The organism is Holdemania filiformis, from assembly GCF_003459085.1.
Classification (GTDB): Bacteria; Bacillota_I; Bacilli_A; order Erysipelotrichales; family Erysipelotrichaceae; genus Holdemania; species Holdemania filiformis.
Genome location: NZ_QRUP01000007.1, coordinates 64,764 through 81,581, shown reverse-complemented (window position 1 = coordinate 81,581; position 16,818 = coordinate 64,764). Strand labels below are relative to the sequence as shown.

At 51.6% G+C, this 16,818-nt stretch carries 16 protein-coding genes; 2 read left to right on the top strand and 14 right to left on the bottom strand.

Annotated elements, in window-relative coordinates:
• Positions 1–93: 93 nt before the first annotated feature.
• On the bottom strand, positions 94–732 hold the full coding sequence (locus DWY25_RS07260) for a M23 family metallopeptidase (protein WP_006057935.1): 639 nt from the start codon (positions 730–732) through the stop codon (positions 94–96).
• Between the two features lie 42 nt (positions 733–774).
• Entirely contained in the window at positions 775–975 is a 201-nt protein-coding gene (locus tag DWY25_RS07255) for a DUF1146 domain-containing protein (RefSeq protein WP_072685436.1), read from the bottom strand.
• A gap of 333 nt (positions 976–1,308) precedes the next feature.
• Between DWY25_RS07255 and DWY25_RS07250 the strand changes: the two genes are divergently transcribed.
• On the top strand, positions 1,309–1,794 hold the full coding sequence (locus tag DWY25_RS07250; RefSeq protein WP_117894677.1) for a hypothetical protein: 486 nt from the start codon (positions 1,309–1,311) through the stop codon (positions 1,792–1,794).
• Positions 1,795–2,036: 242 nt separating this feature from the next.
• Here the strand turns inward: DWY25_RS07250 and DWY25_RS07245 are convergent, their stop codons facing one another.
• Positions 2,037–4,238, bottom strand: a complete 2,202-nt coding sequence (locus DWY25_RS07245; RefSeq protein WP_117894676.1) for an oxidoreductase — start codon at positions 4,236–4,238, stop codon at positions 2,037–2,039.
• A gap of 171 nt (positions 4,239–4,409) precedes the next feature.
• A complete protein-coding gene (locus DWY25_RS07240; RefSeq protein WP_117894675.1) occupies positions 4,410–5,090 on the bottom strand; it encodes a response regulator transcription factor in 681 nt (226 codons plus the stop codon).
• 104 nt (positions 5,091–5,194) lie between these two features.
• On the opposite strand from DWY25_RS07240, the gene DWY25_RS07235 reads away from it, so the two are divergent.
• Positions 5,195–7,042: a sensor histidine kinase gene (locus DWY25_RS07235; protein WP_117894674.1), complete on the top strand. Its 1,848-nt coding sequence runs from the start codon at positions 5,195–5,197 to the stop codon at positions 7,040–7,042.
• A gap of 153 nt (positions 7,043–7,195) precedes the next feature.
• Here the strand turns inward: DWY25_RS07235 and DWY25_RS07230 are convergent, their stop codons facing one another.
• From DWY25_RS07230 to atpE, 10 genes are all read right to left on the bottom strand, one after another.
• Complete coding sequence (locus DWY25_RS07230) at positions 7,196–8,674, bottom strand: M56 family metallopeptidase (protein WP_117894673.1); 1,479 nt, start codon at positions 8,672–8,674, stop codon at positions 7,196–7,198.
• Positions 8,675–8,684: 10 nt separating this feature from the next.
• Positions 8,685–9,038 (bottom strand): BlaI/MecI/CopY family transcriptional regulator, encoded by a 354-nt coding sequence (locus tag DWY25_RS07225; protein WP_006057941.1) that lies wholly within the window; start codon positions 9,036–9,038, stop codon positions 8,685–8,687.
• A 712-nt stretch (positions 9,039–9,750) separates the two neighbouring features.
• Entirely contained in the window at positions 9,751–11,031 is a 1,281-nt protein-coding gene (locus DWY25_RS07215) for an amidohydrolase family protein (protein ID WP_117894671.1), read from the bottom strand.
• A 270-nt stretch (positions 11,032–11,301) separates the two neighbouring features.
• Positions 11,302–11,694, bottom strand: a complete 393-nt coding sequence (atpC, locus tag DWY25_RS07210; protein WP_117894670.1) for an ATP synthase F1 subunit epsilon — start codon at positions 11,692–11,694, stop codon at positions 11,302–11,304.
• Between the two features lie 3 nt (positions 11,695–11,697).
• Positions 11,698–13,101 carry a F0F1 ATP synthase subunit beta gene (gene atpD, locus DWY25_RS07205; RefSeq protein WP_006057953.1) on the bottom strand — a complete coding sequence of 468 codons (1,404 nt, stop codon included), beginning with the start codon at positions 13,099–13,101 and terminating at the stop codon, positions 11,698–11,700.
• 14 nt (positions 13,102–13,115) lie between these two features.
• Positions 13,116–13,958, bottom strand: coding sequence for an ATP synthase F1 subunit gamma (atpG, locus tag DWY25_RS07200; protein WP_006057954.1), 843 nt, complete (start codon positions 13,956–13,958; stop codon positions 13,116–13,118).
• 3 nt (positions 13,959–13,961) lie between these two features.
• A complete protein-coding gene (gene atpA, locus DWY25_RS07195) occupies positions 13,962–15,482 on the bottom strand; it encodes a F0F1 ATP synthase subunit alpha (protein WP_117894669.1) in 1,521 nt (506 codons plus the stop codon).
• A gap of 4 nt (positions 15,483–15,486) precedes the next feature.
• Entirely contained in the window at positions 15,487–16,029 is a 543-nt protein-coding gene (locus tag DWY25_RS07190; RefSeq protein WP_117894668.1) for a F0F1 ATP synthase subunit delta, read from the bottom strand.
• On the bottom strand, positions 16,010–16,534 hold the full coding sequence (atpF, locus tag DWY25_RS07185) for a F0F1 ATP synthase subunit B (protein ID WP_006057957.1): 525 nt from the start codon (positions 16,532–16,534) through the stop codon (positions 16,010–16,012). Before atpF ends, DWY25_RS07190 begins: the two co-directional genes overlap by 20 nt.
• A 41-nt stretch (positions 16,535–16,575) precedes the next feature.
• Complete coding sequence (gene atpE, locus DWY25_RS07180; RefSeq protein ID WP_006057958.1) at positions 16,576–16,806, bottom strand: ATP synthase F0 subunit C; 231 nt, start codon at positions 16,804–16,806, stop codon at positions 16,576–16,578.
• Positions 16,807–16,818: the final 12 nt, after the last annotated feature.

Genomic DNA, 16,818 nt, shown 5'->3' with positions numbered 1-16,818 from the left:
AACTCCTTAAAATAACACCAGAATTAATGAATTTGTAACTATTTCAAGGGCTATCGCAACGCGTACCTTTCAGAAAAAAACAGCACCGAAGTGCTATTTTATTTCAGCCGGTTTCATGCCGATGACCGTTGCCGGATCAATCAGCTTACCGTCCTTCTGCACCACGACATGAAGATGGATTCCAAGATCCTTGTTATAGATGTTTTCGCCTGCCAGGCCAAGGACATCGTTCTGATTGACAACCTGATCTTTTTTTACCGATACCTGGGATAAGCTCTGATAGGTAATTTCCAGATCTTCCCCGGTTTTCACCGTGACGCTCTTGCCGAACATCGCGTCTTCTTTGACTTCCGTCACCGTGCCGCCCAGCATCGCCGTGGCCTCGAAGACTTTGCCGTCATACGCGTAATCGAGTCCCTGATTCGGACGATATACGCCTTCAAATTCCGTAACTGCCTGACTGAGCACGTCTTCGCTTTTTGTTTTATCGAAGAAATGCAGGACTTCCTTGGCGTTGATCGCAAACGGCGCGGCGACGGTTTCGTCTGCCGGCAGCACGACCGGGATATGCAGGGAAGCCACAGCGTCCGGCTGATTGACCGGAAGGACGGGTTTGTTGTTGAATAAAGTGGAATTGGCAATGAAGAAACCGGAGATCAGAATCAGAATCATCGTCATCAAGATCACGGCTGTCGCTTTGCCTTTGGTACTTTTCTTTTCGTACATATACATGGATTTCACCTCTAGTGGTGAGTATGTCCATGTCCTTTTTGTTTATACATGGATCTTGATGACGAGATTGAGTAAAAACTGCGCCGCTAACAAAGCGATGCACATCGCGGTCAGAATATACAGCAACTGGGCCTGCACGACACGCCCTTTGCGGATCAGTTTTTCATAGTTCAGGGCCTGCATGGCGTACAGCGCCAGCGCAAAACAAGCCAGATGCACAACGACACGAACGATCGCTTCCATAAGATCCTTCCTTTCTCTTTCCGCCGCTTTCTCTGTTTTCAGTTAACGAAATCCATTTTCAGAAGCGGCAGCGAACAGTCTTGTTTTGTTCATCATACTGGATTGACAGGCGGACTGTCAAACGTTACTTTCCAGCTTTGCTTTCTCTGGCGGCATAAAAGGGTAAGTGTACCTTTTCCGCTCATTACAAATTTCTTACGTTTCCCTGGTTCCCGCCCTTCTCCCTGGCTTTCCTTATATAATAGAGATACTCAGAATCTTCCCCCAGCATCCATGTGACAATGCAAAAAATTCAGCGCTGGCGCGATGGCCTGCACGAGTAAAGGAGAGCTTATGAAAAAAGATCGCTTCTATAACATCCTGTTTCCCCTCTGGTTCTTTTTGTTTATTCCTTCCACCTGGCTTTTCCTGATCACATTCCTTGGAAACGCCGCGATTGATTCGCTGGTATTGGCGCTGGGCTGCAAAATGAATCACAGACCTTTCGTTTCAACCTGGAAAAAGAGCTTTCTCTGGGTCTTTGCCTTCGGTTATCTGGCGGATTTCCTCGGCGGTGCGTTGTTGTTCATTCTCTCCACCGCTTTAGACAATCCGCTGGCTTACGCGATGATGTTTAATCCATTTTCCAGCTTTGCCGGATTTCTGCTTGTCGCCTTGATGGTAGCGGCAGCGGGAGGGCTGATTTATCTTTTCAATCTTAAAGTGAGCTTTCGCAAGCTGGACTGGCCGTTCAAGGAGAAGCGCCAAGCAGCGTTGGTTCTGGCGGTTTTAACGGCGCCGTATTTGTTTCTGTTTCCTTCGATTCTGCTTTACCGTTAAATCAAGGCTGAATTTAATCAAAATTCCCAGCTGAAACAAAACTTGCTTTCTTATTTTCACCAAGCTTCATCTTTTTATAAACAGCTTGATTCAAAAGCGAATTCAAAAACCAGGAACTTCTTCTCGCAAAGTCTAATACTTACGTGAAGGATTCATCCCTGGTTTTTTCATTCTGCTTTTCTCAGACCTTCGCAGCTGCATCCAGCCCAACGAATTTCAGCGTTCGGCCGGACGTGTCGTATTTAAATTTTCCGTGCGGTCAGATTTCCCGCATGAATCGCGGACTGGATGTTTTTCGGTGTGTCGCAGCCGACCGCATGGACCTCAATGCCTGCGGCTTCGATCGCCTCAACCAGCTCCAGATTGGCTTCCAGATCCCAGCATTCGATCACCGTCTGACAGGTGATTTCCTTTTCAAAGCCGCAGTCGTTCATCATGATTAAAACACCGTTTTCCGTGACCTTCTGACAATCTGCCTGATTGTAGATTTTAACACCCTGTGCATAAAGATGCGCCAGCGTGAACTTTCGGACCCACGGCGACTGCTCAATATCAATCGTTTCTTTAGCTTTTGGATTGATCATCGTCACCTGTTTTCCCTGCGCGATCAAGTAGGACGCGATATCCACGGCCTGAAGATTTGCGCCGAGGATAACCACGGAATCCTGGACATCGTTCAGGCTGAAGTTATCCACAGTCATGACGTTTACCTGAGCATTTCCGGTCAGCTTGCTTATACGTTGTCCACCAGCCGCAACCAGGACAACGTCCGGTTTTTCCTGCTGGATGTATGCGAGATCCGCGGTCTTCTCCGTGACGACGGTAACGCCGTGAATTTCCTGCTGCCGGATCAGATAGGCTTTCAGATCGCCCAGCCGCTCATGCGGACCTTTATATGCGGCGACTAATCCCAGCATCCCGCCTAATGCGCTGTTCTTTTCCACCAGAGTTACCTGATGACCGCGCTGCGCCGCAATCCGGGCCGCTTCCATGCCGGCCGGGCCGCTGCCGATGACCATCACTTTGCGCGGAGTTTCGGCTGGCAATAAAGCGTAGCCTTCCGGCATTTCCTCCGTATAGGCAAACTGCGTCGTCGCGTTGACACGGCACATTTCCGGCTCGCCCAACGGTTTCGCATGACAATGCAGACAGCGGGTGCACGGAGCGATTTCATCCCGTTTTCCAGCCTCCAGTTTATTCGGCAGCTGCGGATCGACGACCAGCGCCCGGTTCATGAACACCAGATCGACATCGCCGTTTTGAATTGCCTGATTGATCAGATCCGGAGCCGTCCGAGGATCCATATAACCCGCGCAGCCAACCGGCAGGGAAACGACCTGTTTGATTTCACGCGCCAGCGGGATAAAAGCCCCGGCTCCAGAATGACGGCCGTCCTGAGCACCGCCGAAATGGCTCGCGTAATTAAACTGTGTGCCGAAACCAGTCGCACCGTCCATGTGAATCCCCGTGTGATTGCAATCCGGCGCCCAGCAGGAAATTTCCTGTCCCGGTGTCCCCACGCGCACCTGAATCAGATCCGCACCGGCCTGTTCCAGCTGCTGCGCCAGATATTTTGCTTCTTCCAGAACGATATAACCTTCATTGTCACCGAGCGCGGAATCACATTCCTCCACTGCGTTGATCAATGTCAGGATCGTAAAGTCCGGTCCGCATTGCGTACGGATTTCCTCAATGATTTCCTTAAACAGGCGGACGCGGTTCTCATTGTTCTGCGCGCCGTATTCATCCTCGCGGAAATTACGGCTGCGGGACAGGAACTGATTGAGCACGTCTGTCGTCGCTCCCTTCATTTCAACGCAGTCAAAACCGGCCTCTTTTAACCGCCGGGCGGCCGCTCCGCAATCCTTGACGATCGCTTTGATTTCTTCATTGGTATAATCGTTGACCTGGGTCTGCGGGGACATCGGCGTTCCCAGACCAAACTGAACGCCTGCGTATGCTCCGGCCTGATGAATGCGGTCCGCCATTTTCCGCCCTTCCGCGATTCCCTGCTCGCTCGGCTCGCTGCCGTTGGTCAGTCCGAACGGACTGAGCGTCCCGGTTTCCAGGATGATCAAGGCGGCTCCTCCGTCGGCAATCATTCCATAGTAATCCAAGGCGTTCTGGCTCATTTCCTTCGCACCCTTAGGCATCGTATCAGAACCTGCGGCCGCTTTGACAATCCGGTTGCGCAGATTCATTTTCCCGACCGTGATCGGACTGAAAATCGCCGAAACATCGCCCGAATATGCGTCGTAGCTCTCATCCTGCGGATTGAGCTGGCGATAGGCTAATTCAGGTTTCGTGGATTCCTGAGGACTTGGATTCGCAGGCTCCGCGGTCTGCGGCGAAGCGGCGCAGGCGGACAACAGCGAGGACGCAGCCAGACTGACTCCAGCCAGCGCTGTGCCCTTGATGAATTCTCTTCTTGAAATTTTGGGCATGATTCTTTCCTCCTTGTGAATATTATATCTTTTCAGAAGTATGCCTGGGTTTAAGCAAATATTAAAAATAGCGGCCAAAGTGACCGCAAATCTTAAAATTTCTTAATATTTCAAACTTGGCCGCTCACTTCTGGATGCCTGGCCGCAACCTCTTCCAGCTGGAAATCCGTCCTACTCAAAAACATAACCTTTGCCCCATTCATTTTTCAAATGCCGGGGATTGGCCGCATCCGTTTCCACTTTTTTCCGCAGATTGTGCATGTGCACCGTTACAGTCCGGATATCGCCATAGCTGTCTTTGCCCCAGATCGCCTTGTAGATTTCCTCGCCTGTAAAATACCGTCCTGCATTCTGCATCATAAACGAAAGAATCCTGAATTCGATCAGCGAAAGCTTGATGATAGTTCCGTCTTTCAGAACGCCATGGGTCTGGGCGTCCAGAATAAAATCCGCGCAGGCCAGCTGATTCGTCACCCTGTTTTTCACATCGCGGCGGGCTCGCCGGAGATTTGCCTGAATCCGCGCAGCCAGCACCTTATTATCAAACGGCTTCGCCAGGAAATCGTCGCCGCCCGCTTCCAGGGCTTTGACGATCATGTCACTGTCGTCCAAACAGCTGATAAACAGGATCGGACAGTCGTGGATTTCCCGCAGCCGGCCGCACAAGTCGATGCCATTGACATCAGGAAGCAGGATATCCAGCAAAATGACGTCGAAAGCATCGCGGGCCGCGTACAGCGCTTCGCCGGCGTTCCGGGTTCTGACGACTTCGTAGCCGCCTTCCTGGCCCAAATAGTATTGAATCACTTTAGCGACGATATCGTCGTCTTCAACTAATAATACACGGATCATTGGCCTGTCCTCCATGGCCTTATTCTAACACTTTCGTTGCTTTTAATGAACTCGGCTTTGCTTTATCGGCACAAATTCTTTATGATAGAAACGAGGGACGATTTATGCAGAAGAAAAATATAGTGATTACCGCGGCGTTATGGCTGGGCATTGTTGTGTGCACCTGCCTGATCATGATTCGTTTAAACAATACCTTTCCGGCGCTGCACAGCGGCGACCAGATTGATTCCCGGATCACGGACACCGTTTATACGCTGAAACTGGAGGGAGCCTCACCGGTCTCGTTGGTTTTTCCCAGCGAAACGGCAGTCGACGATCTGACCTTGTTGATCGTCAAATCATCGCCGAATCAAATTACGTTAAACGGAGCGCCGGTCGAGAATGACAGCGCCTCTTACCGCCGACCGGTCGCCGTTGCGATCACCGGGCAATTTTATGATCCGATTCAGAAAGTCTACCGGATCACGCTGGCGATTGATTCGCTTCCTTCCAAAGTCCAGTTTTACCTGGGACTTGGAAACCAGCTTCAGAAGGCGATCTCCGCCTTTGATTTTCTGACGACGCTCAGTCTCGGCGTGCTGATCGGCATGTTGATCAATGGTCTATCCCTCTGTCTGTTTAAACCGTCAGAGCATTATATAAAGGTCTTTTGTTTCTATCTTCTAATCCTTTTGATCTGGACGCTGGGCGGCTCGTCGCTGCAGCTGCCCGCGGTCCTGCGGTCGATCTACGGGAGCATCTCCGCTTATATGTATACATTGCTGATGATTTCCGGTTCGCTGCTATGTTTACAAATTTACGCATCGGATCCCGGGTTCTGGATCCGCAGACTGTTTCATCCGGTGGTGATCGTCGGAGTTTGCGTGCTTTTGGATTTTTCCAAGTTTATTTTATCAAACGATGTTCTGGAAATTATGAAATTCAGCTTCTCGCTGATCGGAGCGGCAGCAGTGATTGCGGCCGCAGCGCGAAAGGAAAAGCTTTCATTTCTTCTTTTGGCGGCTTATGCGGTGACTGAAGGTCTGCGTTTATTACCACAGCTGGCCGACAAAGGGGTCTTTCAGGAAAGTTTGATGATGACCCGCTTCCGGGCGGCGCACATTTTTGATATGCCGTTCGCGTTTCTTTGCCTGGTTCTGATCAACTATCGTTTTGCCGAAGCCTTTAAGAAGTCAGAGAAACAGGCTGGTTTGTTGGAAGAAATGAATCAGCAGCTGGATCAAAAGGTCGAACAGCGCACCCACGAACTTATTGAGGCGGAAACCACGCGGCATAACTTAATGACCAACGTCTTCCATGATCTGCGCAGTCCGTTGTTTGTCCTGCGTGGTTATTTTACAATTCTAAAGGCCGGGGATGGAAATGAGGAAACCTATTCCGTAATCGATGACCGGCTGAATTACCTGACACGGTTAGTCGAGGATTTATTTCTGATCGCCAAGTTGGAGGACAAGAAAGTTCTGTTTAACTTCACCCGCGTGGAATTCTGTTTGGTCGTTCAGGATCTGGTCGCTTCCTGTGCGTTGGAAGCTCAGGAGAAACAAATTGTGCTGCGTCCGCAGCTCCAGTCGCATGTAGAATGCTGGGCCGATCCGGTACGGATTCGTCAGGCGATATCCAATCTCCTGCAAAACGCGCTGCTCTATACGCCGCCAGAAGGAACAATCACGGTAACTCTAACGGTGGATACGAAAGTCTGCGTTTTAAAAATTGCCGATACGGGAAAAGGAATTCCGCCGGCAGATCTGGATAAAATCTTTACTAAATATTATCGTGTGCAAGGCAACGGTAACAAGAAATCGACGGGCTTGGGTTTGTCCATCGCTCAGGAAATCATCGTGCAGCATCATGGCGAGATTACGGTCGAAAGCCAGCTGGGCCGAGGATCTGTCTTTACGATCCGGCTTCCGGTTCTGCCTGATCAATTTGAAACCGTGCGGCCGAGCGAATGAAGAAACGGCGGTAAATGCCTCGATTTTCTGCGAAGATTTGATCAAATGGACTGAACAAAGCGAATTCACCGGCTTTGCCCAGTCCATTTTAATTAAACTTTATTTTCTCTGCAATCCGAAGGCGAAAGCTGCGCTGTCTAATTTCATAACTTCTTATTTGACGATATAGGTTTTCACTTCCACGATCTCGCCGCGGTCATCGCGATGGATATAGACGTCGATTTGACCATCGCTCTGCGTTGAGTATCGCCCGGCCATTTTGTCTTCCATCACTCTGACCTTTTTTTCCTGGTAAGTGTAGCGTTCGTGGTCATAGATCAGCTCATGTTCCCGGTATTCCTGATCCAGTTTCTCCTCGCTTAAGTTAAGATAAGCATCGATATGGAAGGCCCGCGGCTCGGCGTGAAATTCTGCCGCCAGCGCGGTTGCGGCTTTTTCTCTCAAAGCGTTCAGGCCATCCTGCGGATTCTCCCGCAAAACCTGGATCAAGGCTTGATCGGCACGGCTGCGGATTTCCTGTGTCGATGGCAGATTGAGATCCCGTGTCAGTTCCGCTTCCAGCATAAAGCGGGAGTCCGCGCTGGAGCACATTGAAGACAGCTCTGAGGAAAACGGGGTTTGAGCTGCCGCCACGGTAATCATGGTAAAGCAGACCAACAGACCCAGACAACCGGCCATCATGATTTTCTTCAGCGGTTGATAAGTAGTGATGCTGCGCACCCGGCGTTCCACTTCATTGCGGCTGAACGCACAGTAGTTCCAGGCAAATTTAAGACGTTTGCGCGACATCTGGATCAGCGCCCGGGCATAGCTTTGACGCTGCTGGACATCCAAAATCGTCAGCACCGTTTCATCACATGCTTCCTCAAGATCCCGGCTGATCCAATTGACCATCAGCCAGACCAGCGGATTAAACCAGTGAATACAGAGCGCAAGCAATGCGGCCAGCTTCATCAGGTTATCCCGGCGGCGGATATGCGCGCATTCGTGAAGCAGGATGTTTCGCAGCAGTTCCGGATCCCGGAAATCCAGACTCGCGGGCAGGAAAATCAGCGGACGCAGCACGCCGGAAACCAGCGGACCTTGAATCTGATCGTTGAGATATACTTCCGCCCGCACATTTCGTTCTTCCAGAATGGAGCAGACCCGTTCATCGTCTTCGATCAAAATACTATCGTCAAATTTGCGGCGTGTCTGGGTATAGCGCCAGAATAAAAATCCTCCCAAAAGCAGCGTTCCGACCATGCGAATTGTCGCCCAATTCCATTGCAATGCCGGAAGCGCTGACTGCGTGACTTCGTTAGTCGTTGTATAAGCAATTTGCCGGTCCTCGGTTACATTTGTTTCCGCAGTCTGACCGGCGGTCCCGGCTTGTACGATCACTTCCGTGCTTTCCGCAAACCGTTCAAAGAATACCGGCAGCTTCCAGTCAGGCAGTGAAGTCAGATTGAACGGCGTCGATAATGAAAAGGGAAGAAGCAGACGAATCAGGACGCAGATCCATAAAAGCGGAAACAACCGTTTCGGCAGAAACCGTCCGAATATTTTTTTGAGCAGCACCACGATGACGATCATTCCGCCCCCGACCAGACTCATCAGCATCAGCGGCATATTCATTTTAATAATCCACATGATTTTTTCCTCATTTCATCTTTTCGATCAGCTTCAGAAGTTCGTCGGCTTTTTCATCGCTGAGTCCCTTATTCTTTAAGAAGGAAGAAAAGAACAGCTCGTCGCTTCCGCCGAACATTTTATTGATCAGCTCCGCGGTTTCCTCTTTCTGAACCTCTTCCCGGCGGACTAACGCCTCACATTGAAAGTTGGGTTCCGTTCGTAAAACCGCGCCCTTATCCACACATTTTTTGATCACGGTATACGTCGTATTCTTATTCCATCCGATGCTCTGTCCCAGCTCATCGGCAATTTCCTTCGCCGGTGTTTTGCCTTTCCGCCATAAGACGTCCATGATTTTCAATTCAGAATCGAATAATTTCATCCTGTCCTCCTTTCAGACTACTTCAATAGTCTTCTTGTTAAATAAAGACTACTACAATAGTCCCGTGATGTCAAGACGATTGTAGTAGTCTAATCAATTTCAATAAAAATCCTTTTTTCCTGCAGGAAAATTTTTGATAGAGAACACTAAAAAACTACCGGTTTGCTCCAATGCAGATTAAATTCATCCATGTGAAAACAAGCGTAGTATAATTTTTTTCAGGAAGGCGGCCGTTTCATAATCAGAAGACAGAGTGATCATCCAGTCAAGCAGCTCATGGTTTATCGCACAAAGGATAAATTCCAACAAAGTTGAACCTCATGAATGACCTGAATGATTCATAAATCTTCCCAGGACGATTGCCTATGTCGATTACTCTTTCAATCTCGATTGTTCTCTGCCAAATTTATCTGCTTTGAGATGAATCTCAAATTAATTCAATTAAAATTCCCATTTCGGAATATTTATTTTAAAAAGTATAATTTTATTCCAAATTCGGAATTTTACGAATTAATAATTCTACAATCGTTTCTACGATTTGATTTTTTTTATATTATCCTGGTTAATTCCATTCAATTATATCATTTTCTTAATTTTGATATAATTGAGCACCTAAATGATCAAATTGACTTCATCCCTCTTTAAGCATTATAAACAGAGCGCCGGGCTGTATCTCTGCAGTCCGGCGATCGTTGTCTTTATATCCGTATGTCTAGATAAACTGATCCAGCGCCTGTTCGACCTCCGGCATTTTCTTGACCTGCGGGTCCGTATAGCGCTTGCCGCGGGCAACCACCAGGGTGACCTTCCTCAGCGCTGTTAAATCTTCCAGCGGATTCTTTTCCGTCACGATGAAATCCGCACACTTGCCTGCCTCGATGGAACCTGTCTGATCGCCGATTCCTACGAGCTCAGCGTTGCGCTTGGTCGCGGTATACAGCGCGAAAGCATTGGAAACACCGCAGAACTTATGGAAGTAGTTGACTTCCCGCCACATATCGTAATGCGTGATGTACGGACATCCCGTATCCGTGCCCAGGCCGACCGGAATGCCGTTGGCCAGACATTCCTTCGCGCATTCGACAATGCCGTCAAAAACGACCTTGCCATTGTATTGTTCCATTTCTGAAACATGACTGACAGCCCGGTCAAATAACGCATAAGGCAAAGCGGGCGACAGTGTTGCCACCTGGCAGGCCTTGCGGTCTTTGAACAACTGGATAATCTCCGCGCTCGGCATCGCGCCATGCTCGATCGTATCAACGCCGTTTTCCAACGCGACCTGTACGCCCTGCGGACTTTCCACATGCGCCGCTACCTGAAGACCCAGGGCATGGGCTTCTTCACAAGCCGCCTTCACGATTTCCGGCGACATTTTCAATTCTCCCGGCTCCCCTTTGACCTTCGCGTCCAGCACACCGCCGGTGATCATCAGCTTAATCAGATCCGGCTTGTCCTTGGCGATCTGACGAACAAAAGACCGTGCCTGTTCCGGGGAGGTCGCCTCATACGCCAACGATCCTGCCATGTGGCCACCTGGTACAGAAATCGCCATATTTCCCGCCAGAATCCGCGGTCCGTCGATTCTTCCCGTCAGCACCGCGTCGCGGATTTTCGTATCAACGTCCTCAACGCCGCCGACCGTGCGGATCGTCGTTACGCCGCTCATCAGCTGTGTCTTTGCGTACCCTTCGCACATCTTCAACATGATTTTGCGCAGGAAATTGTTGCTTGTCATCAGCTTGACCAGTTTCTTCGGATCACTCTGTTTCTTCTTCGGCTTGCCGTTGGCCGGCAGATGAACGTGCAGATTGATCAGCCCCGGCATGATGTACTGCCCTTTCAGATCGACGACCTGCGCGCCTTCATAAGCAGACTGCTGCGGCTCGATCGTAATAATTTTTTCCCCTTCGGTAATCACAGCCATCCCCGTCTGCGGTTCCATGTTCTCGGAACCATCTAACAGGATTCCATGGATATAAACTGTTTTCATAAGTCACCCTTCCCTTTCCTATCATTATAAGAGTTTCTTTTTCAGATTGAAACCGCTTTGCGAGAGAATGGGTCAATAACTGCCGATCCTTTTCTGAAACTCATGAAAACAAATCAGTTCGCCGCCGGTTCCCGCCTATTTTTTTCTTTCTTCCTTTCCCCGGATTTCAATCTCTTTCATCTTCTCTTTGTCAAGACTGCTTAAAAGCTCGGTGAAAGCATCAAAAACGACGACCTTTTCTTTTCAGATCAGATCGTCGTTTTCTTTGGTTTATTTGAGTTCGTTTTTCACTGAGATCCGGTTGATCGCTTTTTTCAAAGCCACCTCCGCCCGGCGCATGTCCATATTCGGATCATCCAGCCGTGCTTCGGCGCGCTGTTTCGCTTCCTCGGCCCGGCGCAGATCGATCTCCTCTTTGGACTCAATCGCGTCGGTCAGGATTGTTGCCAGATCATCTTCAAAATATAACAGACCGCCGGCGACCGCGTATTCCTTGCGGCCGTCGCTTTCTTCCGTAATCATGCGGGAGATGGCCAGCGGCGTGACCAGCGGTACGTGACGGGATAAAATTCCCAGCTGACCGACAGTGCTGACCACATTCAGGATGGTGGTATCCATTTCCTTCGCCAGTCCTTCCGGCGTCACCACGCGGCAGTGGATCATACGCTACTGCCCCAGCTGGCGGGCTTTCTCCGCCGCTTCTTCAATCGTGCCGACAAACATAAACGCCTGTTCCGGCAGATCGTCATACTTGCCTGCCAACAGCTCTTTGAAGCTGCGGACCGTTTCACTCAACGGTACATATTTCCCCTTATACCCGGAGAACTGTTCCGCGACATGGAACGGCTGCGACAGGAAGTTTCGTGCCCGGCGCGCCCGGTTGACGATTTTCTTGTCTTCATCCGACAACTCGTCCATTCCCAGGATCGCGATGATATCCTGCAGCTCTTTATACCGCTGCAGAAGCTGCTGGACACCGCGGGCAACTTCGTAATGTTCGTCGCCGACAACCAGCGGATCCAACATGCGGGAGCTGGATTCCAGCGGATCCACCGCCGGATAAATACCCAGCGCCGCGATCGAACGATCCAGAACCGTCTTGGCGTCCAGATGGGAGAACGTTGTCGCCGGCGCCGGGTCGGTCAGATCGTCCGCCGGCACATAAATTGCCTGAACCGACGTGATCGAACCGCGCTTGGTCGAGGTGATGCGTTCCTGCAGCTGACCCATTTCCGTCGCCAGCGTCGGCTGATAACCAACCGCTGACGGCATCCGGCCCAGCAGTGCGGAAACTTCCGAACCCGCCTGGGTGAAACGGAAGATATTGTCGATAAACAATAGGACGTCCTGACCTTCCTGATCGCGGAAATATTCCGCCATCGTTAAGCCGGACAGCGCCACGCGCATTCTCGCGCCCGGGCTTTCGTTCATCTGGCCATAGACCAGTACGGTCTTGTCCAGAACGCCGGAGTCCTTCATTTCGTGATACATATCGTTGCCTTCACGGGTCCGCTCGCCGACCCCGGCGACAACGGACATGCCGCCGTGTTCCTTGGCAATGTTGTGGATCAGTTCCTGCATCAACACGGTTTTGCCAACGCCGGCACCGCCGAACAGACCGATCTTACCGCCGCGGGCATACGGGCAAAGCAGGTCGATGACCTTGATGCCGGTTTCCAGAATTTCCGCAGACGTCAGCTGTTCCTCAAAGGAGGGTGCGGCGCGGTGAATCGGCAGTTTTTTATTTGGTTCCGGCAGTTCGCCCAGACCGTCGATCTCATCGCCCAGGACGTTGAACATCCGGCCCAGCACCTGCTGGCCTACCGGCACGCTGATCGGCGCTTCGGTATCGAGGCAGTCCATGCCCCGAACCAGACCATCGGTGGAAGCCATCGCGATGCAGCGCACGACGTCGTCGCCAATATGCTGAGCCACCTCGACAGTGATGCGCTGGCCTTCGCCTTTCTCCACCACGATCGCATTGTTCAAGGCCGGCAGCTGACCGGCGGCATAACGGATATCCACGACCGGTCCGATGACCTGTACGATTTTTCCAATATTTTTAGCCATAAATTCTCCTTTCGCTACGAGGCGTCCGCCCCGGCGACAATTTCTGTGATTTCCTGCGTGATCGCCGCCTGACGTGCCTGGTTGTACTGCAGCGTCAGCTTGTCGATCAGCTCGTCGGCGTTATCCGTCGCGCTTTCCATCGCCACCCGCCGGGAACCTTGTTCCGCGGTTTTGGTCTGCATGTGCGTGCTGTATAACAACGAGCGGACGTACATCGGGATTAACGAATTCAGAATGGCGTCCGGCCCTGGTTCAAATAAGGTTTCCACCTTAAACTCCCGGCCTTCGCGTTCCATCGGACTGACCGGCAGCAGCGTCAGCAGCTGCGGCGTAAACGTTACGGCGTTGACGAACTGGCAATAGAGAATCTGAATCTTGCCAATCTCGCCGCTGACGTACAGTTTCAGCGCTTCATCCGCCAGATCGTTAAACACATAGAAATCAACATGATCGGAGCCGATCGGCTCGCGGATCAGATTAAATCCCTTCTGCCGCAGCGTGCTTGTGCCTTTGGTTCCGATCACGATCATCGGATCCTGCGGATCCAGAACTTCGCCGGCCATCCGCAGCAGGTTGGCGTTGTATGCCCCGCACAAGCCCATGTCCGAGGTGAACATGAACGTCAGCGTGCGCGGCGATTGATTTTTCTTTAAATAAACGCATTCGCTTTCCGGGTTGTTCGCCAGAATCTGACTGACGATCTGGCGCAGCGTATCCGCGTATTCCCGGTTCTTTTCCATCTGCACGCGCTGTTTCTGCAGCTTGGCGTTGGCGATCAGTTCCATCGCGCTGGTGATTTTCCGGGTGGCGCTGACGGAACGGATGCGTCCCTTTAACGCTTGCTTTCCCTGCGCCATGGATTACATCCCACTGATCAGCTGAAACTGCTGCAGATATTCGTCCATCGCCTGTTTCAGCGCGGTTTCCAGATCCGCGTCGAGCTTCTTTTCCGATTCAATCCGGGCGATCAGATCGGCTTTATCCTGAGCGAAGAACTTGTGCATGCCTTCCTCGAAGCCCTTGATCTGTTCAACCGGTACATTTTTGAGATACCCGTTCTTCGCGGCAAACAGCGACAAGACCTGCTGGCTCATCGTCAGCGGAGAATACTGGCCCTGCTTTAACAGCTCTGTCAGCCGTGCGCCGTGGTCGATCGTCGCCTTGGTCACCGGATCCAGGTCGGAACCGAATTGAGAGAAGCTCAGCATTTCATGATACTGGGCCAAATCCAGCTTCAGCGAGCCGGAAACCTGCTTCATCGCTTTGGTCTGCGCCGCACTGCCGACACGGGATACGGACAAGCCGCTGTCGACGGCCGGCCGCACGCCGGCATTGAACAGTTCCGTCTGCAAGAAAATCTGTCCGTCGGTAATCGAAATGACATTGGTCGGAATGTACGCCGAAATATCGCCGGCCTGGGTTTCGATGATCGGCAGTGCCGTCAGCGAACCGCCGCCCAGCTCGTCGTTCAGCTTCGCCGCGCGTTCCAACAAACGGGAATGCAGATAGAAAACGTCGCCCGGATACGCTTCACGTCCCGGTGGTCTTCTTAACAGCAGCGACATGGTGCGGTAAGCGACCGCATGTTTGGAGAGGTCGTCATAGATGATCAGGACATCTTTGCCCTGTTCCATCCATTCCTCGCCGATCGCACAGCCGGCATACGGCGCCAGATACTGCAGCGGCGCCATTTCACTGGCCGTCGCCGCAACGATCGTCGTGTAATCCATCGCGTCGTGCTGACGGAGTTTTTCCATAATCTGCGCGACGGTGCTGGCTTTCTGACCGATCGCCACATAAATACAATAGACGTCCTGTCCCTTCTGATTCAGAATCGTATCGACCGCAATCGCCGTCTTACCGGTCTGACGGTCGCCGATGATCAGCTCACGCTGACCTTTGCCGATCGGAATCATGGAGTCGATGATCTTCAAGCCGGTCATCAACGGCTGATGCACGCTTTTCCGCGTCATAACGCCCGGCGCTACCCGTTCTACCGGCCGGGTCTTGTCGCTGGCAATCGGGCCTTTGCCGTCAATCGGCTGCCCTAATGCATTGACAACGCGTCCCAGCATGCCGTCCCCAACCGGAACCTCGACGATCCGGCCGGTGCGTTTGACTTCGTCGCCCTCTTTAATCAGCGTGTCGTCGCCCAGCAATACCGCGCCCACATGGTCTTCTTCCAGGTTCAGCACCATGCCGTAAACATCATGCGGGAACAGCAGCAGCTCGGAGGACATCGCTTTGTCCAATCCCTGAATCAGCGCGATGCCGTCGCCGACACGAATGACATAGCCGACGTCGTTCGACTGAATTTTATCTTCATAGTGCTTGATCTGTTCTTTGATCAGCGCACTGATTTCTTCAGGTCTTAAACTCATTCTCTCACCTGCTTTCCTTCAACAGTTCACTTTTCAGTGATTCAATTTTTGATTTCATGGAGCCGTCAATGACTTCATTGCCGATCACCACTTTAATGCCGGAAATCAACCGCGGATCGACCCGGTTGGTCAGTTCCAGATTCTGTCCCTGCCGCTTCGCCATCGCTTGTTCGATGCGCGCCACGTCTTCCTTCGCCAATTTGCGTGCGGAATAGACAACCCCTTCCGCCACGCCGCGCTCGGCGTTTTCCAGGCTGATAAACTGACGGAGAATCTCAACGGTATGCTTCGTTCGTTTCTTGTCGATCAGCAAATCGAGGAAATGCACGAGCATGTTGTCAACTTGTCCGGCAAACAGCGTGTTCACCATCTGTTTTTTTTCTTCCGCGCTGATCTTGACCGCATTGAAAAAATCAAGCAGCTGCGGATTTTCTTCCACGACGGCCGCTAAGCAGCGGGCCTGTTGTCCCCAGCGGACCAGTTCCCCGCTTTCCTTCGCCAGCTCAAACAGCGCCTGTCCGTACCGTTCAGCGACCTGACTGGCCATACGCGCTTACTTCCTTTACAAATTGATCGACAGCCTGGCGATCGCCGGCCTCGCTGCTCTTTTCTCCGATCAGCTTCTCCGCGGCGCTCATCGCGACTTCGACCATTTCCCGGTGGATTTCACTCTGCATCTGCGAGCGCTCCAACTCAATCTGGCCGCGCGCCCGGATTATTTGATCGTCGGCTTCCGTTTTTGCTTTGCGCACAATTTCTTCACGCACGGATTTAGCTTCCACCGTCGCCTTTTCAATCATCGTCTGGGAACGGGTTACCGCTTCCTTCAATTCCTGACGGGCGTTTTCGCGATCCTGCTGCGCCTGTTGACGGGCCTGCTCGCTGGCGGTCAGCTCCTCCTGCATCTTTTCGGCGCGCCGGTCCAGCATGCCGGTGATGCTTTTCCACAAAAATTTCTTGATGACCAGAAACAGCACCAGCGTGGAACACAGCTGCGTCAGCATCGTGATCGGATTGGGAAGCAATTGGCCGATTACATCAATATCAATCATATCTTCCCTCCTGCTCTATCGTTTTCACACACGTGTCTGGTTTAGAAGACGAAGATCAGCAGGATCGCTACCAACAAGCCGTAAATGGCGCAGGTTTCTGACAGTGCGATACCCAGGATCATCGTCGAACGAATCTTGCCTTCCGCTTCCGGATTGCGGCCGATCGCCTCAACGGCCTTGCCGGCGACGAAACCTTCACCAATACCTGTCATCATACCGGTCATAACAGCCAGACCGGCGCCGATTGCGATTAAACCTTTTGCGATATCCATAATTTTTTCCTC